This is a genomic window from Cupriavidus sp. PET2-C1 (assembly GCF_054515855.1).
Map to the genome: position 1 here is coordinate 94950 of NZ_CM137260.1, position 24377 is coordinate 119326.

Sequence of the window (24377 nt, forward strand, 5' to 3'; positions counted from 1 at the left end):
CTGCATGTCACTGGATACTCCTAAAGTTCTAATGTTGGAAGTTTAGGCGCTGAGGAAGGTTTTTTCTGCCCCTTGTTTACCCTAGGGACTGAACCAGGGCCTTTGGCCTTGCTTGCAGCCCTCTAGCTGCCCGCCGTCGGGGTTCGGTGATAGTGGGTACCGTTTTCAATGCGGACGCGGGGATGACGATCTCTGAGGCGTAGCCGTCACCCCGATACCAGGTAACGCCGACGTACAGCATGTTGCCTTTGCCGCCGACGACGCACGCCGCGACATCTAGCGTTTGTAGAGGCCGGTCAGGGTAGCCGTGGCGAGCGTGTTCTGGTGGATGAAGAAGCGCACCACAGCGTTGGTCGGGTTGGCAGGCAACCCCAGCTTGGGCACACCCAGGGCGTGCACGGTGAAGATGTAGCGGTGCGCGGGCAAGCCCTTGGGCGGGCAGGGACCGCCGTAGCCGATGGCGCCGTAGTCGTTGGCGGCCTGGGTGCCGCTGGCGCCCAGGTCAGTGCCGTCGCTGGAGCCCGGGCCTGCGGCGAGCTGGGTGACGGACGAATGGATGTCGAACAGGATCCAGTGCCAGAAGCCACTGCCGGTGGGCGCGTCCGGGTCGTACAGCGTCAGCGCAAAACTCTTGGTGCCTTCCGGCGCGCCCTGCCATTGCAGCGCGGGCGAACGGTTCTGGCCGGCGCCGTCGTAGCCATCGAATTCATGCACCAGTTGCAACGGATCCTGATCCTTGAATTCAGGCGATGTTAATGTGAAGTTGCTCATGCCCTTTCCTTTCACTTGATTTCGATAATCAGAAAGCCGTGTCGCTTGGAGGTGCCTGCGGCCGCCGGACGAAAACAGGCGTCGCTTGCCAGCTACAGCGCCGCTTCGGCCACGTCGTCCACAGTGTCAATACGTCCGAGTGGAAAGCAGGCCTCTACGGCCTGCAATATCTTGGGGGATGTTCAGGGCCTCACCCGACATCGACGTGCGAGTGATGCCAGGCGAGAACAGCGCACGACGTGGTCGGTGTCAGCCTTGGGTGCCAACGGCTCCGCGTGTCGTCCCATGGAGTCGTGAGCCCGCTTGCCTTCGGACCTCACGAGGGCGTAGAACCAGCGCGCTGCTGGATCTATATGCCACTTTATATCCTAACATTCTAATATTAGAAGTTTATGGGCCGCGGAAGGTTTTTTCTGCCCCTTGTTTACCCTAGAGGCTGAACGAGGAGGGCCTTCAGCCTTGCTTGCGCTCGCTAGCTGCCCGCCGTTGGGGTTCGGTGATGGCGGGTACTGCTTTCAATGCGGAGGCGGGGATGTCGATCTCTGAGACGTAGCGGTCACCCCGATACCAAGTGACGCCTGCGTACAGCACGCTGCCTTTGCTATCAAGAAGACACCGTGACATCTTCGCGACGGGTGAGGCGAACGGGATCTTCAGCATGTCGCACAGTGGAAAATCCGCTGGCATCACGGTCATGCGTTGTCGCACACGTTTGCTACGCGAGCCCAATTCGTCGAGCACCGCGGCGAGTAGTTTTTTGTTCTTGGCGGTGTCCTGGGGCAAGGATTCGAAGACCGGGGTCAACACATAGATCTCCGCGTAGCAGAACGGTTCGCCGGAATAGGTGTGCAGCTTGCGGACGCAGACGTATTCGCCGTTCGACTGTTCGCCCGGTCCGAGCAGTTCCTGCGGCACCCTGGTGTGACGCCGGACTTCGAGTACGTCAAAGGCGAGCGCCTCAGGCGCGGCGAACGGATCGTTGATCGCCAGTTCGAGGTCGCCCGTGGCGGCGGGCAGGGCCGCCACGTGGGTCCCGATGCCTCGCTGGCTACGAATCAGCCCTTCTTTAGAAAGCAGCTCATACGACTGCCGGACGGTAACGACGGCCACGCCCAGGTCAGCCGCGAGCTGCGTGATCGGCGGCAGCAGCATGCCGAGCGGATACTCGCCTTTTGCGATCCGGTACCTCAGCACCGAAGCCAGCCGCTGATATTGTGCAACGCCCCGTTCAGCTGACAGCTCCGGCCGCTCAATCCCCGTCGTTCGATCGTCCGTCATTCCAATTGCCTAACATTGAGATCATAGGAGTATGCACTAGAAGAACGGGACAGGCCCTTAGCGAGCAGGCGTCCGCACTGGCTACGTCATTAACTCCTCATCGGTTCGACATCCCGGGTTGGTCGCCGCGCTATATCGCGCTATATGCGTAATGGTGCACATTTAGCGGTTAAGCGATTGCACGCCGACTGCGATATCGGCTGCGGTTGCCGCGAGGATCTCCCGATACGCATTCACCACGCCCTCCACCTGCCCGGGCGCGGGTACCTCTGTTTCGGTGCGGCCGCTCAGAACCTTGCCGTCCGGCAGTCGCCGCACGGTCCAGGCGATAGTCGCCGCTGCCCACTTGCCCACATCGGCGTCGAGGTTGACCACCTCGGTGGTTACCCGGAAGGCCGGCTGCGTCGCCGACAGGCCGTGCTGGTAGACATCCACCGCGTCAAGCGTCGATTGCAGTTGCTGCGACAGCGCGTCGCGTAGCTCGTCGGGCAATGGGGACGTCCAGCGCGATGTGTCGAACAGCTTCACCCCCCCGCTGGTGCCGTCACGCACCACCAGCTGAATGCGGTTCAACCGCTCGGGCACGCGCACCGGCGTGACCTCGATCCATAACGGTTCGCTACTACGGCTGGCTCGCTCTGTCACGGCGGGCGCGGCGTTGGAGCGACTGGCAGCCAGCGTGAAGTAGCGCGCCTCGGGGGACGCGCAGCCGTACATCATGGTCGTGGCCGCAGCGGCTAGCGTAAAAAGCATCGTCCTACGTTTCATCATTTCTCTTCCCTCTTGCCTTGCAGCAGTGCTTCGGGATGCCGCTCGAGATAATCGGTCAGCGTGCGCAGCGAGACTGCCGTTTGCGTGAGTTCCTGCATCATCCGACGCGTATCCTGCTGCAGCGATGCGTCGGGCGCCAGCGCGCCATTGGCCGTGGCGAGCGTGCGGCGCACATCCTTCAGCGCGGCGAGCACCTCTGGTGCCACATCGCCATTGACCTGTGCCACGAGCTTGTCCGCGTTGACGAGCATTTTGTTCATAGACACCATCGCCGTGCGCGCGTCCTGCCCGATCTGGTCGAACGGCACCTTACCGATCTTGGTCACAATCTCGCCAAGCTTGGCTTGCAGCTCGTCGAAGGTGCCCGGCGTCGTGGGGAACTCAGGCAGCGACCCGTTCAGGTCCAGATCGGCCGGCAGAGGCGCCTTCGGAAAGAAATCGAGTGCCACATATAGCTGGCCGGTCAGCAGGTTGCCGGTGCGCAACTGCGCACGCATGCCGCGCTGTACCAGGCTATGCACGATGGCGAGCTTGCGCGCGTCGTCAGCCACGTCTTTCTCGTGCAGCCCCATGCGAGACGGATAGAGTTCCACCACCACGGGCATGCGGAAGGCCTTCTTGTCACGCTGGTACTCGATGCCGATCGAGCGTACTTGCCCAACGGTCACCCCGCGGAAATCGACTGGCGCACCTGGAGACAGGCCGCGCACGGACTGATCGAAGTTGAGCACTGCCAGCGCGGGGGCGAGCTCCTCGGGCTCCTTCATGGCTTCCGATTGGTCCGCCGCAAGCAGGAACTCCGTGTTCTCGGCGGCCGTGGCGTGCGCAGTCGAGTGCTCCGGCGCCTGGAAGGCTAGGCCGCCAAGCATCACGGTGACCAGCGACTGCGTGGACAACTTCAGCCCGTTCGCGTCGAGCTTGAGGTCGACGCCACTGGCATGCCAGAAGCGCGTATCGGCGGAGACGAGCTTGTCATAGGGCTTGTTGACGAAGACCCGCAGCGTGATGTCGTGGCCGTTCGGCTCGAGTTGATACGCTACGACATGGCCGACCTGCACGCGACGATAGTAGACCGGCGAGCCGATATCGAGCGAGCCTAGGTCTTGTGCACGCAGCACGAACTGCCTGCCTGAGGCGTCGGCAGTGACAGTCGGCGGGACTTCGAGCCCGGTGAAGCTGCGCGTCGCCTCGCCTGACTTGCCGGCATCCACGCCGATATATGCACCCGATAGCAGTGTCTCGAGCCCCGACACGCCGCTCATGGCAAAGCGTGGCCGTACCACCCAGAAGCGTGTGTCGGCCACGGCGAAGGTCTCCGCATCCTTGGTCAGCGCGATCGTCGCGATCACATGCGAACGGTCCGCTGCCAGCCGTGCCGTCTTGACCAATCCGATATCGACGTCCTTGTAGCGGACGGGGGTCTTGCCCGGCGTCAGGCCTTCGGCGGTGCGAAATGTGACGGTGATCTCGGGCCCGCGCGATGCTAGCGTGTTGATCAACAACGAAAGCCCGACTACCGCCGCAACGAGGGGGATCAGCCAGACGAGCGAAGGTAGCCAACGCGCGCGAGGCTTGCGCCCGGGCTGCGGTACACCATGAGGTGGGGGATGATTAGTGTGTTCTGGCATGATCGGAGTGCGGAAATTCGATGGGGGGAGGCGACGTCTCAAGCGCATCCCAAAGCAGACGAGGATCAAAGCTCAGTGACGCGAGCATGGTCAGTACGACAACGGAGGCAAAGGCCAGGGCCCCGGCCCCGGGTGCAATCGTGGCCAGCGCCCCGACCTGCACCAGCGAGGCCAGCAGTGCCACGACGAAGATGTCGAGCATGGACCATCGGCCGATGACCTCGACCAGCGCGTAGAGCCGGGTCTGTTCTCGGATGCGCCAGGTCGATTTGCGGCGCGCTGATATCAGCAGCAATGTCAGGATCATCATCTTCAGCAGCGGGACAACGATGCTGGCGATCAGCACCACGAGCGCCAGCATGTGCGAGCCGGACAGCCACAGATAGATCACGCCGGACATGATGGTGTCGCGCTGCGTACCGAGAATTGACTGCGTCACCATCACCGGGAGCAGATTGGCTGGGATATACAGAAGGTAAGCCGCCAACAGGAAAGCCAAGGTGCGCGACGCGCTGGCTGGCTTGCGATGATGCAGTAAGGCGCCGCAGCGCGGACACGGTCCGGCCTCGAGCGTCATCGGGCTGAGCCGGTCGCAAGCGTGGCATGACAGCAGTCCGCGCGAAGCAGCGGTAGCGTAGGGCAATTGAGTCGCGGTCATGATGCGGCGTCCAGCGAGCAGCTTTGTATGCCATCTGCACCGTGCGCATCAAGGTGATGCCACAGGTCACGCGGATCGAAGGACAGGATGGCGGCAAGTACGACCACGAGGGCACCGAACGACCAGAGCGCGACGCCAGCAAGCACCTGCGCTATGGTCGACAGCTTTACCACCGTCACCAGCACGCCGATCATGAATACCTCGATCATGCCCCACGGCCGCGTCAGGAGAATGCCGCGCACAAGGCGGTCGAATCCGGGTGGCATGCGGTGCTGCGCCATTGGCACGAGGAGGTAGCACATCATGAGTAGCTCGGCCAGCGGAAGCAGGATCGTCGTGGCGAACACGAGCATCGCCACCGGCGACATGTCATGCGCGTAGAGTGCATGCACGGCGCCCCATAGCGTGGTCTCCATGCGCGAGCCCTTGAGTTCCATAGCGACAATCGGGTAAGCGTTCGAGATCATGAACAGGATCAGAGCGGTCGCCACGAGCGGCAGCAAGCGGCGATAGGAAAGCGAACTGTTGCGATAGAGCGCACTGCCGCAGCGCAGGCAGGTGGCGCGTTCGCCCGGTTGCAGTGCCACGCGCATATGGAGTGCGTCGCAATGCTCGCACGCAACCAGCCGGTGCATGTCTTGTGGTGGATCTGGCTGCGGGTTGTGGTTCTGATGCACGACGTGTCCTGGATGGCTATTGGCCTCGTTGCATGAGGCAAGCAGTGCGTCGAGCGCACCGGAATCTTTCGAGATTCCCGCATTCTGATACAAAATGACTTGCATGTCATCATGACAATAAGTATCTTATAAGGATCGCAGCGGGCACTTCTGCTGCAGAACGCCTCCTTGTCCCACCGTTTCCAGCTGCATGCAGGCACTATCGTTCCTCAGAACGCTGTCCATGAAAGTTGTCTGCGAAGTCGGAATCCGCGATGGCCTGCCGCACGACATCTTTGCCGCGGCCGAACGGCTGGTTGTCGTGGTGCAGACGCTGCGCGACGCTGCGCACTTGGTGCGAGCCGAGGACGGCACTGAGCTTGTTCGTATCAAGGATGGCGGGACGTGGCCTACGCCACGGTGTCGGCGTTGTAGCGGCGTATTGATATAATCATCCAATCACATAAGGTCCTCAAATTGAAGATGCCTGCCGCCCCTGATCCTAAAGACCATCGCCCTCGCGTTGCAGCCGAACGGCGTGCACGGATGCGCATGCGTCTCATTGAAAGCGCGATGATCGTCTTTGCGCAAAGAGGTATCGGCGTCAGCGTGATTCCGGAAGTCATCGCGGCAGCTGGCGTCTCACAAGGCTCCTTCTACAACTACTTCCGTACCAACGACGATCTGCTAGCGGCTGTCAGCGAAGCGCTTAGTCACGACATGGTGCAAATGATCGAGAGCGTGGTCGGCGATATCGAAGACCCGGCGTTGCGTGTTGCAACGGGTATTCGCTTGTATCTGCACCTTGCGCGATCCTATCCTGTGGTGGCGCAGTTTCTTTCCGGCACAGGCCTGACCTTGGTCGGCAAGAAGAGTGCCGTGTATGAGTACCTGCCTTCGGATATCAAGGAAGGCCTGAAGACGGGCACGTTTGACGAGGCTTCGGCCGATGTTGCATTGGACATGGTGGCAGGCGCAGGGGTAATCGCCGTTCACCGTATGGCCCAGGGAAAAACGACAAAGGATTATCCCGAGCGGATTGTCCGGGCGGTGTTGCGGTCGCTCGGCGTGTCTGCATCGAATGCCACAAAGTTGACCTCCGCGCCTTTGCCAAAGCTGGTCGTTCCGCCTGAATCACTGCTCGAAAAGGCACAGGAGAAGCTCGCCGAAATGGCCGAGCCCTCCAACTTGCGAGCGTAGCCAACACTACAGTACTTCGCCGCTCGCTTCGGCGAGCAAGCCATCGAATAGCACTTCACTCGCATCCAGCGGCGACTTGGATATCGCATCAGCCGCCGCATCCTCCACGCCTAAGGCGCGCAATGCCACGGCGGCGGCGAGCTCCGAAAAATCTTCGCGACATTCGGTTTCAAGCATGCGGTGCATTGCGCTCATTGCCGCGCCGGCAACGATATTGAACCCCAGGGCGGTCGGCATGGGCTTGAAGCGATGGCGTCGAACACCTTCCTCTATGTCCCTGCGGACAAACTCCAGCATATTGGGTGCCTGGTAGCCAGCCCAGCCCAGCCGGCCCAGGATTGCAGCCACACCCGGCTGGCGTATCGTAAGTATCGACGCCAGCCGTATTCCCCTGGCGATGTGCTCGGCCGGGTCGTCATGGCTGCGCACAATGGGGTCGGCGGCCCGCTCCCATTGTTCAGCAATCTTCCCGACAAGCTCCCGCACGATTGCGTCAGACGACGGAAAGTACTTGTAGAACGTTCCGCGTGACACCCGTGCGGCCGAAATGATGTCGTCGATGGAAGGCGTCGCGGCGCTGTTCTCTACCATCAAGCGCATCGCACTGTTCAGCAACAGCGAGCGCATGCGCTGCCGCCGCTTTGCCGCAACTCGCTGACGGTGGTCGCGAGTCTCCCACGGTTCTGTTTCAGCTGCCAATCTCTTCTGTATCAGGGTCATTGATCTGTTTTTTTCCTCATGGTCAATGAGTCGACATAGCCGCGCGCACAGCACTTCCTGCGCATTCGGCCTATGCCCATCACGTCACTCTGCGTCCAGTGCTTGTCTCTGCGCGCCCACTTGCTTGTGGTCGCCACGCATCTTCTTCGTCTCATATGGAATCCGGTACGTCATAGTCGTCCCGTTTCACGAACAAAATAAATTGTACGTCATCATGACACATAAGTCAGTATGGGGTATATTCCGGGCTATTGGGAAGGGCGAAAGCCCTAACAGGCCTGCCGTCGCTGACGCCAGCACGAGTCCGTGGAGCGGCTCGGTGGCGTGGATCGCTGATGACTCGCAGGCGAGCGACGGACCTTACTGGAGGGCAGAAATTGAACAGGAACTATCGAGCGGCAGCTCTTATCATCATCGCGGCACATCTGCTGGCCGCCTGTACGCCGCACTCCGCATCTGAACACGCAGACGTAAGGCCGGTGCGGACAGTGGTCGCCGGACGTACCGCCGGGTCGGTCGGCGCGACCTACTCAGGCGAGATTCGCGCGCGTTACGAAAGTCAACTTGGATTCCGCACAGCCGGCAAGATCGTCGCGCGCATGGTGGAAGTGGGCAGCCACGTCAAGCGCGGCCAGCCGTTGTTCCAGCTCGACCCCACCCAGGAGACGTTGCAGGTGGCTGCGGCGGGTGCGGAGGCTGATGCGGCAAGGGGCCGGGTAGCCCAGGCGCGGGTGGATGTTCGGCGTACCGAGCAATTGCTCGCGCAGAACTTTGCCTCGCAAGCCGAGCTGGACCAGCAGCGGCTGGCGCTCAATCAGGCGGAAGCACAACTGCGTTCTGCCCAGGCGCGCCAGCAACTGAATGCCAACCTGCGCGGTTTTACCACGCTCGTGGCCGACCGCGATGGCGTGGTCAGTGCAATCAACGCGGAAGCCGGGCAGGTGGTCGCGGCCGGGCAGTCGATCGCTACCGTTGCGGCTGACGGCGAACGCGAGGTCTCGATCAGTATTCCAGAGTCGCGAGTCGACGAACTGCGTAAGGCGTCGATGCTGAAGGTTACGGTCTGGGCGCGTCCGGACAAGTCCTGGACGGGCAAGCTCCGGGAGCTTGCGCCGGATGCGGACAGTGTCACGCGGACGTACTCGGCACGCATTTCCATTCAGGACACGGATCCGGACCTCCTGCGGCTAGGCATGACAGCGTCTGTCATAGCACCGGACGTGGACGGCAACGGCGTTGTCCGCGTGCCGCTGACCGCCATTGTCGATCATGAACATGGCCGGCAGGTGTGGGTGGTTGACCCGAAGACGTCGCGGGTGATCGCGCGTGAAGTCAAGCTTGGCGCCGCGCAGAACGACAGCGTCATCGTGGTTGGGGGACTTGCGGGCGGAGAGACCGTAGTGAGTGCCGGCGTGCATATGCTGCAGCCTGGCCAGCAGGTGAAAGTGGCCGAGACAGTGTCTGTCGCCAGGGCAGGAGGTGTGAAGTGAAAGGCATCAACCTGTCCGAATGGGCGCTGAAGCACCAGCAGATGATCGGCTTCCTGCTGTTGCTGTTGTCCGTGGCCGGCGTACTGGCCTACAGCAGCCTGGGTCAGAAGGAGGACCCTGAGTTCACGATCAAGACCATGGTCGTGCAGGCGTACTGGCCGGGGAGTTCCGCGCAGCAGATGGCCGATCAGGTGACCGACAAGATCGAACGCAAGCTGCAAGAGGTGGCGGAGATCGACTATACGTCCACCTACGTGAAGCCGGGAGAAACTCAGGTTAAGGTCAACCTGCGCGAAGACGTACCACCTGGCGCCGTGCCGGATGTGTGGTACCAGGTCCGGAAGAAGATGGAGGACATCCGGCATACCTTGCCACAGGGCACGCAGGGCCCATTCTTCAATGATGAGTTCGGAGACACGTTCGGGAACCTCTATGCCATCACGGGCGATGGCTTCAACTATGACGACCTGAGACGGATTGCGGACGCCGCACGAAATGAGTTCCTTCGTGTCGCCGACGTCAACAAGGTCGATCTGGTAGGCAAGCAGGAACAGAAGATCTATGTGGAAGTCTCCACCGCCAAGCTCGCCTCGCTGGGGATCGACCCGGCATTGATCGCGGCGACGCTCGCAAAAACCAACGCCGTGACATCAGGCGGGACCGTGCAAACCACCGCGGAACAAATGCGGCTGGCTGTCAGTGGCGAGTTTGACTCGGTCGAAGGGATTCGCGCCATCGGCATCCGTGCTGGCCAACGTACCTTCCGCCTTGGCGATATCGCGGACGTCCGTCGCGGCTTTGTGGAGCCTGCCACCTCGAGGATGCGCTTCAATGGCCGCGAGGCGATTGGACTTGCGGTGAGCATGCGCAAGGGCGGTGACGTGATTCGACTTGGCACAAAGCTTGACGAATCGGTGAAGCGCATCGAGTCCAACCTGCCGGTGGGCGTGCAGATCCATGCGGTCAGCGACCAGCCACGTATCGTCGAGCATTCTGTCTTCGAGTTCAAGAAGAGTCTGGCCGAGGCTGTGGTCATTGTGCTCATCGTGAGCTTCCTGTCGCTAGGCTTGCGGACCGGACTGGTTGTCGCGCTCAGCATCCCGCTCGTTCTGGCCATGACATTCCTGGCGATGTACGTGATGGGCATCGACTTGCAGCGCATCTCGCTTGGTGCGCTGATCATCGCGCTCGGACTGTTGGTGGACGATGCCATTATTGCCGTCGAAATGATGTCGCTGAAGCTCGAGCAGGGCTGGGACAAGTTCCGCGCCGCCACATATGCGTACACGGCCACCGCTTTCCCGATGCTCACGGGCACGTTGATCACAGCTGCGGGCTTTCTTCCCGTCGGCTTTGCGAAGTCGGGCACAGGCGAGTATGTGTACTCCCTGTTCCAGGTGGTGGGCATTTCGCTGGTGCTGTCATGGATCGTGGCGGTCCTCTTTACACCTTACATCGGCTTCAAGCTGTTGAAAGAGCATGCGCACGCGTCGCATGATGAGGAGGCGGTTTACCAGCGCGGCTTCTACGTCAAGTTTCGCCGCTTCATCCATTTTTGCCTGGAGCATCGCGTGTGGGTGATCGGCATCACGCTCGCCGCGTTCGTGGGTGCACTGGTGCTGTTCAAGGCAGTACCCCAGCAATTCTTTCCGGCATCCGACCGGGCCGAACTGATTGTTGACCTGTGGATGCCGAGGGCATCGACCTTCGAGGCGAGCCAGCGCGAGGTCCAGAAGCTGGAAGGCCTGCTCAAGGGCGATCCGGACATCGCGGCGGTGACCAGCTTTGTTGGCAACGGTGCGCCACGGTTCTACCTGCCTCTCGATGCGCAGACGCCTAACCTGAACCTCGGCGAGATGCTGGTGATGACGAAGGGCGGTGAGGCGCGGGAGCGGGTAAAGGAGAAGCTCGAGACGCTGTTCAACGGGAGATTCCCGAATGTGCGTGGCCGCGTCAATCACCTGGAGAACGGTCCGCCTGTCGGTTACCCGGTGCAGTTCCGCGTGTACGGGCAGGACAACGCCAAAGTTCGTGCAATCGGGCAGCAGGTGGCGGACATCATGCGTGAAGAGTCGCACGTACGCCAGGTTAACCTGGACTGGGGCGAACGCATCAAGCGCGTGCAGGTCGACGTCGACCAGGACAAGGCGCGCGCACTGGGTATCAGCTCAGGCCAGATCAAAGAGGCCCTTGAGGCCTCGCTGTCGGGCACACCGATCACGCAGTACCGCGAGGAAGACCAAGGTATCGACGTGGTCTCGCGCCTCGTTGCCGCGGAACGCACGGACCTGAACAACCTGAAGGACGCAAAGATCTATGTGCGGGACGGCAAGTTTGTGCCGGTCTCGCAAGTGGCCCGACTCACGCTTGACAGCGAGGAAAGCGAACTGTGGCGGCGTAACCGCGTGCCAACGCTGACCGTTCGCGCCGACATCGCGGGGGCGCAGGCACCTGACGTCACGCATGCAATGCAGCCGAAGATTGACGCCCTGCAGAAGGCGCTCCCGCTGGGGTATGGCATCGAGATTGGCGGCGCTTACGAGTCGAGTGCGAAAGCCCAGCGTTCTGTATTCGCGGTGATGCCTGTGACGATCATCGTAGTACTTGTGCTGCTGATGATCCAACTGCAGGACATGAGGAAGATGGCAATGGTCCTGCTGACCGCGCCGCTCGGGCTGATCGGTGTGAGCGCGATCATGGCCGCATTCCAGATTCCATTTGGTTTTGTCGCCATGTTGGGTGTTATCGCCCTCGCTGGAATGATCATCCGTAACTCGGTGATCCTTGTCGTGCAGATTGATCAGGATGTGGGCGCGGGCGTCTCACTGTGGACAGCCATCGTCGAGGCGGCGGTGCGACGGCTACGCCCGATCGTGCTGACTGCCTTGGCAGCAATTCTGGCGATGGTGCCGCTTACCCATTCCGTGTTTTGGGGCCCCATGGCATGGGCAATCATGGGAGGGCTCGCCGTCGCCACGGTGCTGACGCTCGTCTTCCTTCCCGCTCTGTATGCGACCTGGTACCGGGCCAAGCGCCCTGCGACCGTTTGATCGCAAATGTGACGTTGAGAGTAAATGCGATGAATAGATTGAGTATGGCCCTGCGGGCCGGGCAGGTGGCTTTGGGCTGCATCCTTTTCATGAACGCTGGAGCGTCGAGCGCTATCGATCTCGTGGGGGCCTATCAGCAGGCATTGGCGCATGATCCGACTAGCCTCGCTGCGAATGATGCGCTCACGGCGGGACGGGAGAAGGCGGTGCAAGGCGACGCTTTGCTGCGTCCCCGCGTAAGCCTCCAGGCGGCACTGGACCGGATCAACAATCGGTCGTCCGCTAACCCGCCTGCCGAGCTCGCGCCTTTGGTCTCCGCCGATAGTTCGGGCACTGCTCGCCAGGCCGGGGTGATGCTCGTGCAGCCGCTGTACGACAGGAGTGCTGTGGCCACGAGACGGCAGTTGCACGAGCAATCCAACCTGGCGCAAACGCAATTCGACCAGTCTCGCCAGGATCTGGCCTTGCGGGTGGCCGAGGCATACTTCGGCGTCGTGTTGGGCGAGGAGACGCTCCGCGTGGTGCAGGCCGAGAAGGCTGCGTTGCGACAGCAACGCGACCGCGCGAAGGCACGCTTTGACGTCGGCCAGGGCAAGATCACCGATCTTCATGAAGCCCAGGCACGCCTGGATGGGGTGGAAAGTCGCGAGGTCACGGCGCAATCTGCGCTCGAACAGCGACGCACGCGATTCCTGGAAACTGTCGGCACGCCCCCCGATCAGCTCAGCGGGTTGGCGCCTGGCTTCGCGCCGCGGCCGCCGGAGCCGGACAATCTCATGGCGTGGCAGGCAAAGGGTGAAGAGCTGAGCTACCTCGTCAAGACCAGGCAGTCGGAGCACGACATTGCCGGCGCGGAGATCGATAAGTACCGCGTCAGCAGTCGGCCGACCCTCGCGCTCGTGGCGCGTTATGGCGCACAAGGGCAAACCGGCAACCTGGCTCCCTGGATTGCAGGCAGCAACACCCGAACCGCGACGATCGGCTTGCAGCTCAACATTCCGCTGTACGCGGGCGGCGGACTGGATTCGCGCGAACGGGAATCGGTCGCGAGGAAGAGCCAGGCGGAGCAGGAGGTTGCCGCCGCCCGGCGAGACGTGCGTTTGAGGGTACAGGACGGATTCCTCTCGGTGAAGACGGGCGTGTCGCGCGTCGCCGCACTCGAGCAGTCGCTGACTTCGGCGCGTAGCGCGCTCGCGGCAACGACGCTTGGCCGGGACGTCGGCACCCGTACGCAACCCGATGTGCTCGACGCTCAGCAGCGCGTGTTCACCGCTGAGCTCGACCTGGTCCAGGCACGCCTGGACTACCTCCTTGGCCGTCTGAGGCTTGCCGCGGCGGCGGGGGAATTGAGCGAGGAAACCTTGCGCTCGCTCAATGCCTGGCTCGCAGCCTGATCGCGAAATCCTATGCTAGGAGATCTGCAGCACTATTGGAGCGGCGCCTTTCTCGCCGCCAACGCGTTCATCGGGCTGAACATGGTGGGCGCGCTGCTGCTCGGCATGCTGGTTGGCTACGAGCGCTCATATAATGGCCGCGCCGCCGGCATGCGCACTTATGGCCTCGTGTGCATGGCGTCGACGGCGCTGACGGTGTTCGTCGGCCACGCGCCGCTCTGGTACGGCGGTGCCACAGCGCACATCCAGGCAGACCCGACCCATACCATCCAGGGCGTGGTCACCGGCGTCGGCTTCCTTTGCGCCGGGGTCATCATGAAGGACGGCATGCGCATCCGCGGCCTCACCACGGCGGCATCCATCTGGGCTGCCTCGGCCATAGGCGTGCTGCTCGGCGTTGGATTCTATGCCGCCGCGTTGCTGCTCGCCGTGCTATGCGTGAGCTCGATGTCTCTGTTGCACCGACTTGAATCCAGGCTTCCGGGGCGCACGACGCTGGATGTGTCTCTGACTTTCCGACCCGGCGAAGCGCCGGATCTCGATCTACTGATCGACAGGGCAAAGTCCCGCGGCTATCGCGTGCTGCACGACAGCCTGACCATCACGTTTGCCGACAATCAGGCCGTGTGGCGAGTCAGCCTGGTCGCGCCGGACAAGGCGCGCGCGCTATCGCCAGCGGGACTGGCGGCCGAGATGGCTGCAACCCAAGGGGTCTCCCGGTTCAGCATTGTGCCGGTGCGCAGTTGAGCCGGGTAGCTTCTTGGCCACGATGCGTGCGCGATGCCGCTCATGCAAGCAAGGCGCGCTGCGTTTCGGCCAGATCCCGATGCCAGTCAGCGCTTTTCAGCCACCGGCAAAGCTCCAGGATCAGCCGCGTGTAGCGCTCGGAATCCACCGCCTGCGCGGCGTGCTGCCTCCCTCGTGCCGCCAGGCAGCCCCCTGGCCTGGTGGCTCCATCCACTGGCTGCCGCCCAGCGTTACCGGCGTCTCTTCACGCCGCCAGCGCGCGAAGCAGGGGATCCTGCGCCGCGAATGGTGCACGGCCGCGCCGGCGGCGGTAAGTGCCATTGACGGTCATGTCCCACGTATCCCCCTTGTCTTTCTCATATAGCTTCAACCCCTCGTCGATGATGTGTATCTTGAGGCGCTTTTTCGTCAAGGAAAAACACACCTCGATGCGCCGGAAAAGATTGCGCCCCATCCAGTCCGCACTGGACGGCATCACGTCTCCATATGCGCATTAACTATGAGACAAATCGTGCCATTCGCCCACTAACTCTGAGAATCCATCCCAGTTAGTTTGAGACACGACAAGCTAAGTCATTGATTCTTTGTACACCCGTTGCCTAACAAATTTGGGACGGGACAACGGCATCTGTACCGCAGTGCAACTTGCATTCGCTGCGCCGTTGCCCTAGAAATAATTAAATATTTCCAAAAATATCGGCTGTTGTCTTAGCCGCGTGGCCCCACCGGGGCTGCGGCCGCAAGCATGGCCCCCATGCCACGACCACGGAATGCCGGAGACCCGCGACGGGCATCGCGATCGCATTCCGCAGGAGGGGGTGATCATGTCCATCACGCGCAGGCAGTTCCTGAAGGCCACCGGCGGCGCGGCCGCCGGCATTGGCGTTTCGGGAAGCTTGTCCACCCCGGCGCATGCCGCGCCACCACCCGCCGATCCGGGCCGGGTGACCCTGCCGTTCAGCCCCAAGATGGTCGCGCACCTCGGCCAGCTGCGGGTCAATACCCCCATCAGTTTCCTCTACCCGGACGCGTCGTCGCCCTGTGTCGTCATCAAGATGGGGCTGCCGGTGCCCGGCGGGGTCGGCCCCGACCGCGACGTGGTGGCCTACAGCACGCTCTGTACGCACATGGGCTGCCCTGTCGCCTACGATGCCGGCTCGCGCACCTTCAAATGCCCCTGCCATTTCAGTATTTTCGACCCGGAGAAGAGCGGCCAGATGGTGTCGGGACAGGCAACCGAGAACCTGCCGATGGTCCAGCTCCGGTACAACGCCAGCGATGGCACCGTGAAAGCCGTCGGCGTCGAGGGGCTGATCTACGGGCGTCAAGCCAACTTGCTGTGAAGGGGGCGTACTGCCATGGCAACCAACAAGGACCGGGTGGCGCTGCCCCCCGTGAATGCACAGCGGACCAACCTGACTTGCCACTTCTGCATCGTCGGCTGCGGCTATCACGTCTACAAATGGCCGGAGAACATTGAGGGGGGCCGAGCGCCGGGCCAGAATGCGCTGGGGCTGGACTTTCGCAAGCAGCTGCCTGCGCTGGCGGTGGTGATGACGCCGAACATGCAGAACACCATCACCGACCGGGACGGCCAGCGCCACAACATCCTCATCGTTCCCGACAGGCAATGCAGCGTGAACCAGGGCTTGTCATCGACGCGAGGCGGCCAGTTGGCCAAGGTGATGTACAACCCGGACGGCGTGGCCAGGGCCCGCTTGCGCAGCCCGCGCGTCTATATGGCCGACCAATGGGTCGATACCAGTTGGGATGACGCGCTGGCCCTTTACGCCGGCGTGACCAAGCGAATCCTGGATCGAGACGGGCCCGCCGCGCTAGCGTTCGATTGTTTTGATCACGGTGGTGCGGGCGGTGGTTTCGAGAACACCTGGGGCACTGGCAAGCTGATGTTCACGGCGCTCAAGACGCCTCTCGTCCGGATTCACAATCGGCCGGCCTACAACTCCGAATGCCATGCCACTCGCGAAATGGGCATCGGCGAGCTCAACAACAGCTATGAGGACGCCGAACTCGCCGATGTGATCATGGCGATCGGCTGCAACTCCTACGAGACCCAGACCAACTACTTCCTGGCGCACTGGCTGCCGAATCTGCAGGGCCAGACCATGGACAAGCGCAAGGCGCGCTTCCCGGGTGAAAGCGTCGCCGCGGCCAAGGTGATCTTCGTGGACCCGCGCCGCACCACGACGATCGCGGTGGCGGAGCAGGCGGCCGGCAAGGACAACGTGCTGCACCTCGATATCGAGCCTGGCACCGACATTGCGCTGTTCGATGGCTTGCTGACCTATGTGGTGGACCAGGGTTGGCACGACAAGGAATTTATCGCGGGCTATACCAAGGGGTTCGACGCGGCGCTGCGCGCGAACCGGTTGTCGCTGGAGGACACCAGTCGCATTACCGGCGTCCCGGTCGACAAGCTCAAACGCGCGGCGGAATGGGCCTACAAGCCAAAGGCGTCCGGCCACCGGCCGCATACGATGCATGCCTACGAAAAGGGCATCATCTGGGGCAACGACAACTACCTCATCCAGTCCGCACTGGTGGACCTGGTCCTGGCCACGCACAACGTTGGCCGGCGCGGCACGGGCGTGGTGCGCATGGGTGGGCACCAGGAGGGTTATGCCAGGCCACCTTATCCTGGCAGCACGAAGATTTACGTGGACCAGGAGATCATCCACGGCAAGGGGTTGATGTACACGGCGTGGGGCGCCAACCCATTCCAGACCACACTCAATGCGCAGGAGCACCGCGCCGTGATCCTGCGGCGCACTGCGATTGTGCGAGAGGCAATGGCACGCCAGCGCGGGGCCACCGTGCCGCAGATGGCGGATGCAATCTACGACGCCGTGAAGAGCAAGGGCGGGTTGTTCCTGACCAACATCAACCTGTATCCCACCAGCCTGGCTGACGCCGCCCACCTGATGCTGCCGGCCGCCCATCCAGGCGAGATGCACCTGACTTCGATGAACGGCGAGCGCCGGATGCGCTTGTCGGACCGGTTCATGGACCCGCCGGGCACCGCGCGTCCGGACTGCCTGATCGCCGCCGATATCGCCAATACGCTCAAGCGGCTGTACGAGGCCGAGGGCAAGGGCGAGATGGCCGCGCGCTTTGGCGGCTTCGACTGGCGGACCGAAGAGGACGCTTTCAATGACGGTTTCCGCCAGGCGGGCCAGCCCGGCGCCGTCCCGATCGACAGCCAGGGCGGCAAGACCGGCAATCTGGTCACATACGAGCGCCTGCGTGCGATGGGCAACAATGGCGTGCAACTGCCCACGAAGGCGTATCGCAACGGCCAGTTGATCGGGACCGAAATGCTCTACATGGACGGCAAGTTCGATACGGCTGACGGCAAGGCCGAGTTCAAGCCGGCGACCTGGCCCGGGCTGCCGAAGCCTGTGGCCGAGCAGAAGGCCAAGTATCACTTCTGGATCAACAACGGCCGGGTCAACGAGGTGTGGCAGACGATGTACCACGACCAGTTCAACGAATTCGTGCGCGCGCGGGTGCCCATGGCCTATCTCGAGATCCATCCAGAGGACGCACGGGCGCTGGGCGTGACCTCTGGCGACGTGGTCGAAGTCTATAACGACTACGGCTCCACCTATGCCCTTGCTTATCTGGAGGCGGACATCAAACGCAATCAGACGTTCATGCAGTTTGGTCATTTCAACGGAGTCATGGGGAACGTGACCACGCCGTGGACCGATCGCAACGTTGTGCCGTACTACAAGGGCACCTGGGCGGACCTGCGCCGCGTTGGCAGTATGCAAGACTTCAAGGAAACGGTCAGCTTCAAGCGGCGACGCTTCGACCACGCCTAGCGCGAACCCGGCTGGCGGCGCACCTTGCCGATCACGTCACATTGGCGTCGACGGCCCTTGCTGTCGAGTTGGTAGACCCCTCACCCCGCGCTTGGCTTGCTTGCTTTTGATCCATTGTTCCAATATTATGGAATTATGGAAGAAAACGATGTGATCCGCTCTCTCGCTGCCCTGGCCCATGGCCTGCGCCTTCAGGTTTTCCGCTTGCTGGTGGTGGCCGGGCCGACTGGCTTGACTCCCGGTGCGATCACCGAGCAGGTCGGGGTGCCCGGTGCGACGTTGTCCTTCCATCTGAAGGAATTGATGAATGCCCGTCTGATCACGCAAGAGCGTGAAGGCCGACATCTGATCTATCGCGCCGCGTTTGAGCACATGAATGAACTGCTTGGCTTCCTGACGGCTAACTGCTGCCAAGGAGAGGCCTGTTTCGAGAATACCGCCACCACCGTTTGTGAGTGTTAAGGGGAAACTCCAATGAAGCGCTTTCACGTCCACCTCAACGTCCAGGACCTCGGCAAGAGCATTGCCTTCTACTCGAAGCTGTTCGCGGCCGAGCCGACGCGGATCGAGAGCGACTACGCAAAATGGATGCTAGAGGATCCGCGAGTGAACTTCGCCATCTCCACCCGTGGCGGTGAGCCTGGCGTGGATCACCTGGGCTTCCAGACCGACAACGCGGAAGAGCTGGTGGCGCTGAAAGACCGTGCGGAAGCTGCCGATATGGCACTGCTTGATGAAGGGCAGACGACCTGCTGCTACGCACGCAGCGAGAAGCACTGGGTCACGGATCCCCAAGGCATCGCGTGGGAGCATTTCCACACGCTCGGGAACGTGCCGGTGTTCGGCGAGAGCCGGCCTGCGGAAGCTTCCAATGCGGACTCGGCATGCTGCGCGCCGCGCGCCCCGCAGGGCAAGCCGATTGGCATCGCCGTAAAATCGAACTCGTCGTGCTGCTGAAGGCCATCATGAGCGAAAAGACCTATAACGTGCTGTTCATCTGCACCGGGAATTCGGCGAGGTCCATTCTCTCCGAAGGGCTGATGAACCATCTGGGCAAGGGGCGCTTCCAAGCCTACCCGGCTGGCAGCCACATATCGGGCAAAGCTGACCCTGACTCTGACTATTACCAGCAGCGCTTATGACAACCAACGTTCTAATTCTCTGCACCCACAACTCTGCGCGAAGCGTACTGAGCGAAGGCATGCTCAACCATTGGGCAAAGAAGCTGGGCAAGGATGTCCGTGCCTACAGTGCGGGGAGCGCGCCAAGTGGCCGCCTGAATCCGTTTGCCCTCGAGGCGCTGACCAATGCTGGTGTTGACGTCAGCGGCTATCGCAGCAAGAGCTGGGACGAGTTTGTCGGTGAAAGCGCGCCTGAAATGCACATTGTGATCACCGTGTGCGACAGCGCCGCTGCAGAGGAATGCCCATACTGGCCGGGCAGTCCGGTGAAAGTGCATTGGGGGTACGTCGACCCGTCTAATGCGCCGGGTGGCGATGAAGGTAAACGTCAGGCCTTCGAGCTGACACGCCAGGCCATCAGCTACCGCATGTTGCAATTGCTGCAGTTGCCGCTTGAGAATCTGAGCAGGGCCGATCTGCAGGAAGTCTTGACCGCCATTTCGAAGAGCTAAGCATCATGGCAGACCTGCCTCGCAAACTTGGGGCGGAAGCCCTTGGCACAGCGCTTTTGCTGGCCGTCGTGATTGGTTCGGGAATCATGGCCGAGCGCCTGGCGGGCGGCAATGTCGCCATTGCCTTGCTGGCCAACACGCTCGCCACGGTGGGCGGCCTCTATGTGTTGATCGAAGTCTTCGGTCCGATCAGCGGAGCGCATTTCAACCCGGCCGTCAGCGCGGTCATGGCGGTTCGGGGCGAACTGCCCATGTCGGTGCTGGTGCCTTACATTGTGGCCCAACTGCTTGGCGCCATGCTCGGCGCGTGGCTGGCCCACGCGATGTTCGACATGAGCATTCTGCAGTTTTCCACCAAGGTGCGAAGCGGTCCCGGCCAGTGGATCGCGGAAGCAGTGGCGACGGCCGGCCTGCTCCTGGTCATCCTGCGGGCGCCGAATGGGCGCGCACCCGCCATGGTGGCGAGCTACATCGGCGCCGCTTACTGGTTCACCGCGTCTACTTCCTTCGCCAATCCGGCGGCCGCTTTCGGTCGGATGTTCAGTGATACGTTTGCCGGCATTGCGCCTGCGAGCGCGCCTGGATTCATGGTCGCCGAACTGGTTGGCGCTGCCGTCGGACTCGCGCTGCACAGCGCGTTCGAGCCTCGCACGAAGAGCGCCGGTCATCCCAACGTGATCGAGTCCTCAGGCCAACCGGACCGCGCTCCAGGGGCGCGCGAAAACCTCTGAAGTGTTCGCCAGGAAGGCGGCGGCCACGACTGGTTCGGGATTGGACTATGGCACTGAGAGCACCGTCGCTCAAGTTGTCTTGGCAGCCGGCCTGGTTCGTTTCGCCGACTCGGGCTCGCATTCGAACGGCGTTACGTTGCAGCCCTTAGGGTTGCCCTCGCAGCAGTGCTCTGTCAAGAATCCAAGCAGTTCATTCATCTGTTGGTACTGGGCTTGGTAGATGACGTTTCTGCCTTCCTGCCGGCTCGCGATCAGCCCGGCATTGGTCAATTCCTTGAGATGAAACGACAGTGTTGCCGGCGGCAGGCCGAGTGCCTCACCAATCCGGCCGGCATTGATGCCAGGAGGGCCGGCCTGGACCAGCAGACGGAAGATCGCCAGGCGAGATTGCTGCGCGAGCGCGGCTAGGGCTTTGACGGCGGCGGCACTTTGCATTGGTTGTGGCATTTGGAGAGGCGATTCCACGTATTCTCCGTCAGTTTTCAAATGGTCGGTTGCTTCCTGGCATGGGACCGGCTCAATGGTTTCCGCTGGCACGGCTGGACAACACGAGGATCGGCGCCACCAAGAGCACACTTTCGCGGGGCCTGCGCTGGGTGCCGACGGTGGCGAGCAAGAACCGGCTGGACAGCACCAAGACATCCATGGGCACGGCCACGGTCGTGTTCTAGGCCTGCACTGGAGCGCATCCAACGCGCTGCAGTGGGCTGTCCGCGATGCTGTTCAGGTAGTGGACCTCGCGCCGCAACAGCGTGGCGAACTGCGTCGCGACAGGTGTCATCGGCGCCTCGGCGCGATAGATCAGGCTCACCGTATGGCTTGGCAACTTGTCCTCGATCGGCAGGATGGCCATGCCCTTGGCGTGCGGCCCAGTGGCTACCAGCTGGCGCGGCAGCAGGCATAGCAAGGTGCGGTCCGCCAGCAGTGCCTGGATCACGCCTATGGTGTCGCAGCGCACGGCCACCCGGGGCAGCGGCAGGCCGTGATCCCGGAATGCATCCATGATGGCGGCGCCGGGGCCTTCCATGCGCCGGCCCGTCAGCACCCACTCGGTCCCCGCCAGTTCCCGCAACGTGCGGGCGTGGCGCAGCGGATGCTCGTGATGGGCCACCACGACCGAATCGTTGTTGTATAGATCTTCGCTGGAAAACTCGCGCTCCAGCCCCTCGGCGGGGATCGGGCTGATCGCCATGTCCATGACGCCCGCGCGCAGGTCCGCCACATGCGCGGGATAGACGCCGCTCTCGATGCTGACCAGCACGTCCGGGTGCATGGCGCGAAAGCGCTTTAGCACCGAGGGCAGCAGGAGCTGCGCGGGCGCCGATGTGGCGCCCACTCGCACGATGCCGCTGCGCGAGCCGAGCATCTGCGCCATTTCATCGCTGGCATTGCGCGCCTCGGCGGCGATCAGCCGGGCACGCCGCAGGAATGCCTCGCCGTAGGCCGACAGCATCACGCCCCGGGTAGTGCGCGTGAGCAGCGGCACGTGCAGCTCCTCCTCAAGCTGCCGAATACTCTTGGTCAGGCCCGGCGCCGACACCCGTCGTTCCTTGGCACCGGCGCGGATGCTGCCGCATTCCGCCACCGCGATGAAGTCCTGTAACTGGCTCAGCCGCATGCTTGCATCCGCTAATACGTGGAATTAAGCAGCAAGGATACCGTTAGTCCAGGCCTTGTGGGCACGCCGATGCAGCGCTTATTGGTGTTTTCCCCAAGGTAACCGTGGGTTAGCGCACCGTGCATTTTGCCGGCTAGTGCCGAACGCGAACGCCGTGCAGTATCGGCCTCAGGAGAATCTCATCTGGAGTGACGCACCATGTCCTTATCGATGGACCAGACCGACAAGATGGACATGCCGCTGGCCGGCATCCGCGTGGTTGAGTTCGGGCAGTTCATCGCCGCGCCCGGCGCCGCGATGATGCTGGCGGATCTAGGCGCCGACGTCGTCAAGGTCGAAAGCCCGCGCGGCGACAGCGCCCGGCATTTCGACGGGACTAGCGCGCAAAGCCCCATGTTCTTGGCCTATAACCGCCGCAAGCGCGACGTGGTGCTGGACTTGCGCCAGCCCGGGGGGCGCGAGGTGGCACGCCGCCTGGCGCTGGGCGCGGACGTGGTGCTGCAGAACATGCGCGCCGGCGTCATGGAGGCGATCGGGCTGGACGCCGCCACGCTGCGCGCGGAGAAGCCTGCGCTGGTGCATGCGTCGGTCACGGGATTCGGCACGCAAGGCCCGTCGCGCACGCGCCCCGGCCTGGACATTGCCGCGCAAGCCGAGAGCGGCATGATGTCGGTGACCGGCGAGCTAGGCGGCATGCCGCTCAAGGCGGGCTTCGCGCTGGTCGATGCCGGCACCGCGCTGGCGCTCGGCAACGCCATCCTGGCCGCGCTGTTTCGGCGCACGCGCACGGGCGTCGGCGAGACCATCGAGACCTCGCTGCTTGCCGTCGCGATCCACATGCAGGCGCAGGTCTGGGCGGAGTACCAATGCTCCGGGACTCTGCCAGTGCGCAGCGGCAACAGCCAGCCGCGCGCCGCGCCGGCAGCCGATGTGATCGCGGTTGCTGACGGGCATATTGTGGTGTCTGCGTATCTCGACGATCACTGGGCGCGGCTGTGCGGCGCCATCCGCCAGCCCGCGCTGGCGCACGATGCCCGCTTTGCCACCAACGCGTTGCGCGTGCAAAACCGGCCGGCGTTGCTGGCGATTCTCCGCGATGTGTTCCGGGACCTGTCCGGCGAGCGGGCGCGTGGCCTGTTGGAGCAGCACGGCGTGGTGGTGGGGATAGTCCGCGACTACAACCAGGTGGCCGAAAGCGAGGACGTGCGCGCTGGCGGCATGCTGGTCACGGTGCAGGATGGCCTTGGCGGGAAGGTGGAGCTGCCGGCGTTGCCTTTTACGCTACGCGATACCGCATCCGGCGCGGCACCTGCGGTGCCGCGGTTGGGCCAGCACACGGCCGAGGTCTTGGGCGAGCTTGGCTACGACGAAGTGGCCATCGCGGCGCTGGCGCATGCGGGCGCGGTTGTCATCGAGCACGGTCGCGCGGTGGCGGGGGGCGGCGCATGAACGCGAATACGGCAATCCCCGCAACCCCCGTGCTGCTTGCGTGCCATGACGGCTGGGCCGAGCTGATCCTGAACCGTCCCGAACGGCGCAATGCCATTGACGGCCCGCTGGCCGCTGCGCTGGCCGAGGCCCTGGCGCGCCTGCGGCAAGACGACACGATCCGCGCCGTGGTGCTGCGCGGCGCGCAGGGCGCCTTTTGCTCCGGCCTGGACCTGAAGGCCATGACCACGGAGCCGCCGCCCGCATGGAAGGCTGGTTTTGGCGCGTTGTGGGACCAGGTTCACGCGGCGCTGCTCGATAGCTGCAAGGCGTGGGTGGTGGCGCTGGAGCGCTACGCCATCAACGGCGGCGCAGCCTTGGCGCTGGCGGGCGACTTCCTGGTCTGCGGCGAGTCGGCGTTCCTGCAGATCGGCGAAGTACAGATCGGGATGGCAGCCCCGCGCAATGCCGCGTGGCTTGCGCTGCGGCATTCGGAGGCGGTGGCGGCGCGGCTGTGCTTGCTGGGCGACCGCGTGGCCGCGGCGGACCTGCATCGGCTTGGCGTGGCCACGGAGGTTGTCGCCGACGACCAGACCCTGCCACGTGCCAGGGCCATCGCCAGCACGATTGCCGCATACCCGGCCGATGCGGTAGCCGCCATCAAGGCCGGCATGCGCGCGGCCACGGCGCAGATGCCTGCGCGGGAATGGCTGGCCGCTTGCACGCGGGCGTTGCCTGCCGCGCCCCGATAACCCGAGG

Annotated in this window: 24 protein-coding genes and 1 pseudogene; 15 read left to right on the forward strand and 10 right to left on the reverse strand. The window is 62.9% G+C overall.

Annotated features, from left to right (window positions below):
• Window positions 1-276: 276 nt before the first annotated feature.
• From ACX12D_RS20425 to ACX12D_RS20450, 6 genes are all read right to left on the reverse strand, one after another.
• Window positions 277-771, reverse strand: a complete 495-nt coding sequence (locus ACX12D_RS20425) for a YbhB/YbcL family Raf kinase inhibitor-like protein (protein WP_459375346.1) — start codon at window positions 769-771, stop codon at window positions 277-279.
• A gap of 453 nt (window positions 772-1224) precedes the next feature.
• Window positions 1225-2049, reverse strand: coding sequence for a GntR family transcriptional regulator (locus ACX12D_RS20430; RefSeq protein ID WP_459375347.1), 825 nt, complete (start codon window positions 2047-2049; stop codon window positions 1225-1227).
• 162 nt (window positions 2050-2211) lie between these two features.
• A complete protein-coding gene (locus tag ACX12D_RS20435; protein WP_459375348.1) occupies window positions 2212-2820 on the reverse strand; it encodes a PqiC family protein in 609 nt (202 codons plus the stop codon).
• A complete protein-coding gene (locus ACX12D_RS20440) occupies window positions 2817-4448 on the reverse strand; it encodes a PqiB family protein (RefSeq protein ID WP_459375349.1) in 1632 nt (543 codons plus the stop codon). The genes ACX12D_RS20435 and ACX12D_RS20440 overlap by 4 nt, the downstream gene beginning before the upstream one ends.
• Window positions 4432-5106 (reverse strand): paraquat-inducible protein A, encoded by a 675-nt coding sequence (locus ACX12D_RS20445; protein WP_459375350.1) that lies wholly within the window; start codon window positions 5104-5106, stop codon window positions 4432-4434. The genes ACX12D_RS20440 and ACX12D_RS20445 overlap by 17 nt, the downstream gene beginning before the upstream one ends.
• A complete protein-coding gene (locus ACX12D_RS20450; RefSeq protein ID WP_459376613.1) occupies window positions 5103-5741 on the reverse strand; it encodes a paraquat-inducible protein A in 639 nt (212 codons plus the stop codon). Before ACX12D_RS20450 ends, ACX12D_RS20445 begins: the two co-directional genes overlap by 4 nt.
• A gap of 573 nt (window positions 5742-6314) precedes the next feature.
• Between ACX12D_RS20450 and ACX12D_RS20455 the strand changes: the two genes are divergently transcribed.
• Complete coding sequence (locus ACX12D_RS20455) at window positions 6315-6962, forward strand: TetR/AcrR family transcriptional regulator (RefSeq protein WP_459375351.1); 648 nt, start codon at window positions 6315-6317, stop codon at window positions 6960-6962.
• A 6-nt stretch (window positions 6963-6968) separates the two neighbouring features.
• Here the strand turns inward: ACX12D_RS20455 and ACX12D_RS20460 are convergent, their stop codons facing one another.
• Window positions 6969-7682, reverse strand: a complete 714-nt coding sequence (locus ACX12D_RS20460; RefSeq protein WP_459375352.1) for a TetR/AcrR family transcriptional regulator — start codon at window positions 7680-7682, stop codon at window positions 6969-6971.
• A 377-nt stretch (window positions 7683-8059) separates the two neighbouring features.
• Between ACX12D_RS20460 and ACX12D_RS20465 the strand changes: the two genes are divergently transcribed.
• Genes ACX12D_RS20465 through ACX12D_RS20480 form a run of 4 tightly spaced genes read left to right on the forward strand, consistent with a single transcriptional unit; the run spans window position 8060 to window position 14363 of the window.
• Window positions 8060-9172 (forward strand): efflux RND transporter periplasmic adaptor subunit, encoded by a 1113-nt coding sequence (locus ACX12D_RS20465; protein ID WP_459375353.1) that lies wholly within the window; start codon window positions 8060-8062, stop codon window positions 9170-9172.
• On the forward strand, window positions 9169-12222 hold the full coding sequence (locus ACX12D_RS20470; RefSeq protein WP_459375354.1) for an efflux RND transporter permease subunit: 3054 nt from the start codon (window positions 9169-9171) through the stop codon (window positions 12220-12222). The genes ACX12D_RS20465 and ACX12D_RS20470 overlap by 4 nt, the downstream gene beginning before the upstream one ends.
• 29 nt (window positions 12223-12251) lie before the next feature.
• On the forward strand, window positions 12252-13616 hold the full coding sequence (locus ACX12D_RS20475; RefSeq protein WP_459375355.1) for a TolC family outer membrane protein: 1365 nt from the start codon (window positions 12252-12254) through the stop codon (window positions 13614-13616).
• Window positions 13617-13628: 12 nt separating this feature from the next.
• Window positions 13629-14363 carry an MgtC/SapB family protein gene (locus ACX12D_RS20480; RefSeq protein ID WP_459375356.1) on the forward strand — a complete coding sequence of 245 codons (735 nt, stop codon included), beginning with the start codon at window positions 13629-13631 and terminating at the stop codon, window positions 14361-14363.
• A 244-nt stretch (window positions 14364-14607) separates the two neighbouring features.
• Here ACX12D_RS20480 and ACX12D_RS20485 read toward each other — a convergent pair whose 3' ends face one another.
• Window positions 14608-14838 (reverse strand): hypothetical protein, encoded by a 231-nt coding sequence (locus ACX12D_RS20485; protein WP_459375357.1) that lies wholly within the window; start codon window positions 14836-14838, stop codon window positions 14608-14610.
• Between the two features lie 349 nt (window positions 14839-15187).
• Here ACX12D_RS20485 and ACX12D_RS20490 point away from each other — a divergent pair, with 349 nt between their 5' ends.
• From ACX12D_RS20490 to ACX12D_RS20520, 7 genes are all read left to right on the forward strand, one after another.
• Entirely contained in the window at window positions 15188-15706 is a 519-nt protein-coding gene (locus ACX12D_RS20490) for an arsenate reductase (azurin) small subunit (RefSeq protein ID WP_459376614.1), read from the forward strand.
• Window positions 15707-15721: 15 nt separating this feature from the next.
• The gene (locus ACX12D_RS20495) at window positions 15722-18208 is read left to right on the forward strand and encodes an arsenate reductase (azurin) large subunit (RefSeq protein ID WP_459375358.1); all 2487 of its coding nucleotides are present in this window, start codon (window positions 15722-15724) and stop codon (window positions 18206-18208) included.
• Window positions 18209-18343: 135 nt separating this feature from the next.
• Window positions 18344-18670, forward strand: a complete 327-nt coding sequence (locus ACX12D_RS20500; protein WP_459375359.1) for an ArsR/SmtB family transcription factor — start codon at window positions 18344-18346, stop codon at window positions 18668-18670.
• Between the two features lie 12 nt (window positions 18671-18682).
• Entirely contained in the window at window positions 18683-19165 is a 483-nt protein-coding gene (locus ACX12D_RS20505) for an ArsI/CadI family heavy metal resistance metalloenzyme (protein WP_459375360.1), read from the forward strand.
• An 8-nt stretch (window positions 19166-19173) separates the two neighbouring features.
• A complete protein-coding gene (locus ACX12D_RS20510) occupies window positions 19174-19350 on the forward strand; it encodes an arsenate reductase/protein-tyrosine-phosphatase family protein (RefSeq protein ID WP_459375361.1) in 177 nt (58 codons plus the stop codon).
• Complete coding sequence (locus ACX12D_RS20515) at window positions 19347-19841, forward strand: arsenate reductase ArsC (protein ID WP_459375362.1); 495 nt, start codon at window positions 19347-19349, stop codon at window positions 19839-19841. Before ACX12D_RS20510 ends, ACX12D_RS20515 begins: the two co-directional genes overlap by 4 nt.
• Before the next feature lie 5 nt (window positions 19842-19846).
• The gene (locus tag ACX12D_RS20520) at window positions 19847-20572 is read left to right on the forward strand and encodes an MIP/aquaporin family protein (protein WP_459375363.1); all 726 of its coding nucleotides are present in this window, start codon (window positions 19847-19849) and stop codon (window positions 20570-20572) included.
• Between the two features lie 69 nt (window positions 20573-20641).
• On the opposite strand, the gene ACX12D_RS20525 is transcribed toward ACX12D_RS20520, so the two are convergent.
• On the reverse strand, window positions 20642-21007 hold the full coding sequence (locus ACX12D_RS20525; protein WP_459376615.1) for an ArsR/SmtB family transcription factor: 366 nt from the start codon (window positions 21005-21007) through the stop codon (window positions 20642-20644).
• Window positions 21008-21082: 75 nt separating this feature from the next.
• On the opposite strand from ACX12D_RS20525, the pseudogene ACX12D_RS20530 reads away from it, so the two are divergent.
• Window positions 21083-21243, forward strand: a pseudogene (locus ACX12D_RS20530) (SphA family protein); the annotation flags it as partial.
• On the opposite strand, the gene ACX12D_RS20535 reads toward ACX12D_RS20530, so the two are convergent.
• On the reverse strand, window positions 21240-22190 hold the full coding sequence (locus ACX12D_RS20535) for a LysR substrate-binding domain-containing protein (RefSeq protein ID WP_459375364.1): 951 nt from the start codon (window positions 22188-22190) through the stop codon (window positions 21240-21242). The pseudogene ACX12D_RS20530 and the gene ACX12D_RS20535 sit on opposite strands and share 4 nt — an antisense overlap.
• A gap of 198 nt (window positions 22191-22388) precedes the next feature.
• On the opposite strand from ACX12D_RS20535, the gene ACX12D_RS20540 reads away from it, so the two are divergent.
• Both ACX12D_RS20540 and ACX12D_RS20545 read left to right on the forward strand, forming a co-directional pair.
• A complete protein-coding gene (locus ACX12D_RS20540) occupies window positions 22389-23639 on the forward strand; it encodes a CaiB/BaiF CoA transferase family protein (protein ID WP_459375365.1) in 1251 nt (416 codons plus the stop codon).
• Window positions 23636-24370, forward strand: a complete 735-nt coding sequence (locus ACX12D_RS20545) for an enoyl-CoA hydratase/isomerase family protein (protein WP_459375366.1) — start codon at window positions 23636-23638, stop codon at window positions 24368-24370. The genes ACX12D_RS20540 and ACX12D_RS20545 overlap by 4 nt, the downstream gene beginning before the upstream one ends.
• The last annotated feature ends 7 nt before the right edge of the window (window positions 24371-24377 follow it).

Bases quoted from the DNA above. Each gene is read 5' to 3' on its own strand.
- ACX12D_RS20425 (WP_459375346.1), bottom strand. From the start codon at position 771: ATGAGCAACTTCACATTAACATCGCCTGAATTCAAGGATCAGGATCCG.
- ACX12D_RS20430 (WP_459375347.1), bottom strand. From the start codon at position 2,049: ATGACGGACGATCGAACGACGGGGATTGAGCGGCCGGAGCTGTCAGCT.
- ACX12D_RS20435 (WP_459375348.1), bottom strand. From the start codon at position 2,820: ATGATGAAACGTAGGACGATGCTTTTTACGCTAGCCGCTGCGGCCACG.
- ACX12D_RS20440 (WP_459375349.1), bottom strand. From the start codon at position 4,448: ATGCCAGAACACACTAATCATCCCCCACCTCATGGTGTACCGCAGCCC.
- ACX12D_RS20445 (WP_459375350.1), bottom strand. From the start codon at position 5,106: ATGACCGCGACTCAATTGCCCTACGCTACCGCTGCTTCGCGCGGACTG.
- ACX12D_RS20450 (WP_459376613.1), bottom strand. From the start codon at position 5,741: ATGCACCGGCTGGTTGCGTGCGAGCATTGCGACGCACTCCATATGCGC.
- ACX12D_RS20455 (WP_459375351.1), top strand. From the start codon at position 6,315: ATGCGTCTCATTGAAAGCGCGATGATCGTCTTTGCGCAAAGAGGTATC.
- ACX12D_RS20460 (WP_459375352.1), bottom strand. From the start codon at position 7,682: ATGACCCTGATACAGAAGAGATTGGCAGCTGAAACAGAACCGTGGGAG.
- ACX12D_RS20475 (WP_459375355.1), top strand. From the start codon at position 12,252: ATGAATAGATTGAGTATGGCCCTGCGGGCCGGGCAGGTGGCTTTGGGC.
- ACX12D_RS20480 (WP_459375356.1), top strand. From the start codon at position 13,629: ATGCTAGGAGATCTGCAGCACTATTGGAGCGGCGCCTTTCTCGCCGCC.
- ACX12D_RS20485 (WP_459375357.1), bottom strand. From the start codon at position 14,838: ATGCCGTCCAGTGCGGACTGGATGGGGCGCAATCTTTTCCGGCGCATC.
- ACX12D_RS20490 (WP_459376614.1), top strand. From the start codon at position 15,188: ATGTCCATCACGCGCAGGCAGTTCCTGAAGGCCACCGGCGGCGCGGCC.
- ACX12D_RS20495 (WP_459375358.1), top strand. From the start codon at position 15,722: ATGGCAACCAACAAGGACCGGGTGGCGCTGCCCCCCGTGAATGCACAG.
- ACX12D_RS20500 (WP_459375359.1), top strand. From the start codon at position 18,344: ATGGAAGAAAACGATGTGATCCGCTCTCTCGCTGCCCTGGCCCATGGC.
- ACX12D_RS20505 (WP_459375360.1), top strand. From the start codon at position 18,683: ATGAAGCGCTTTCACGTCCACCTCAACGTCCAGGACCTCGGCAAGAGC.
- ACX12D_RS20510 (WP_459375361.1), top strand. From the start codon at position 19,174: ATGAGCGAAAAGACCTATAACGTGCTGTTCATCTGCACCGGGAATTCG.
- ACX12D_RS20515 (WP_459375362.1), top strand. From the start codon at position 19,347: ATGACAACCAACGTTCTAATTCTCTGCACCCACAACTCTGCGCGAAGC.
- ACX12D_RS20520 (WP_459375363.1), top strand. From the start codon at position 19,847: ATGGCAGACCTGCCTCGCAAACTTGGGGCGGAAGCCCTTGGCACAGCG.
- ACX12D_RS20525 (WP_459376615.1), bottom strand. From the start codon at position 21,007: ATGCAAAGTGCCGCCGCCGTCAAAGCCCTAGCCGCGCTCGCGCAGCAA.
- ACX12D_RS20535 (WP_459375364.1), bottom strand. From the start codon at position 22,190: ATGCGGCTGAGCCAGTTACAGGACTTCATCGCGGTGGCGGAATGCGGC.
- ACX12D_RS20540 (WP_459375365.1), top strand. From the start codon at position 22,389: ATGTCCTTATCGATGGACCAGACCGACAAGATGGACATGCCGCTGGCC.
- ACX12D_RS20545 (WP_459375366.1), top strand. From the start codon at position 23,636: ATGAACGCGAATACGGCAATCCCCGCAACCCCCGTGCTGCTTGCGTGC.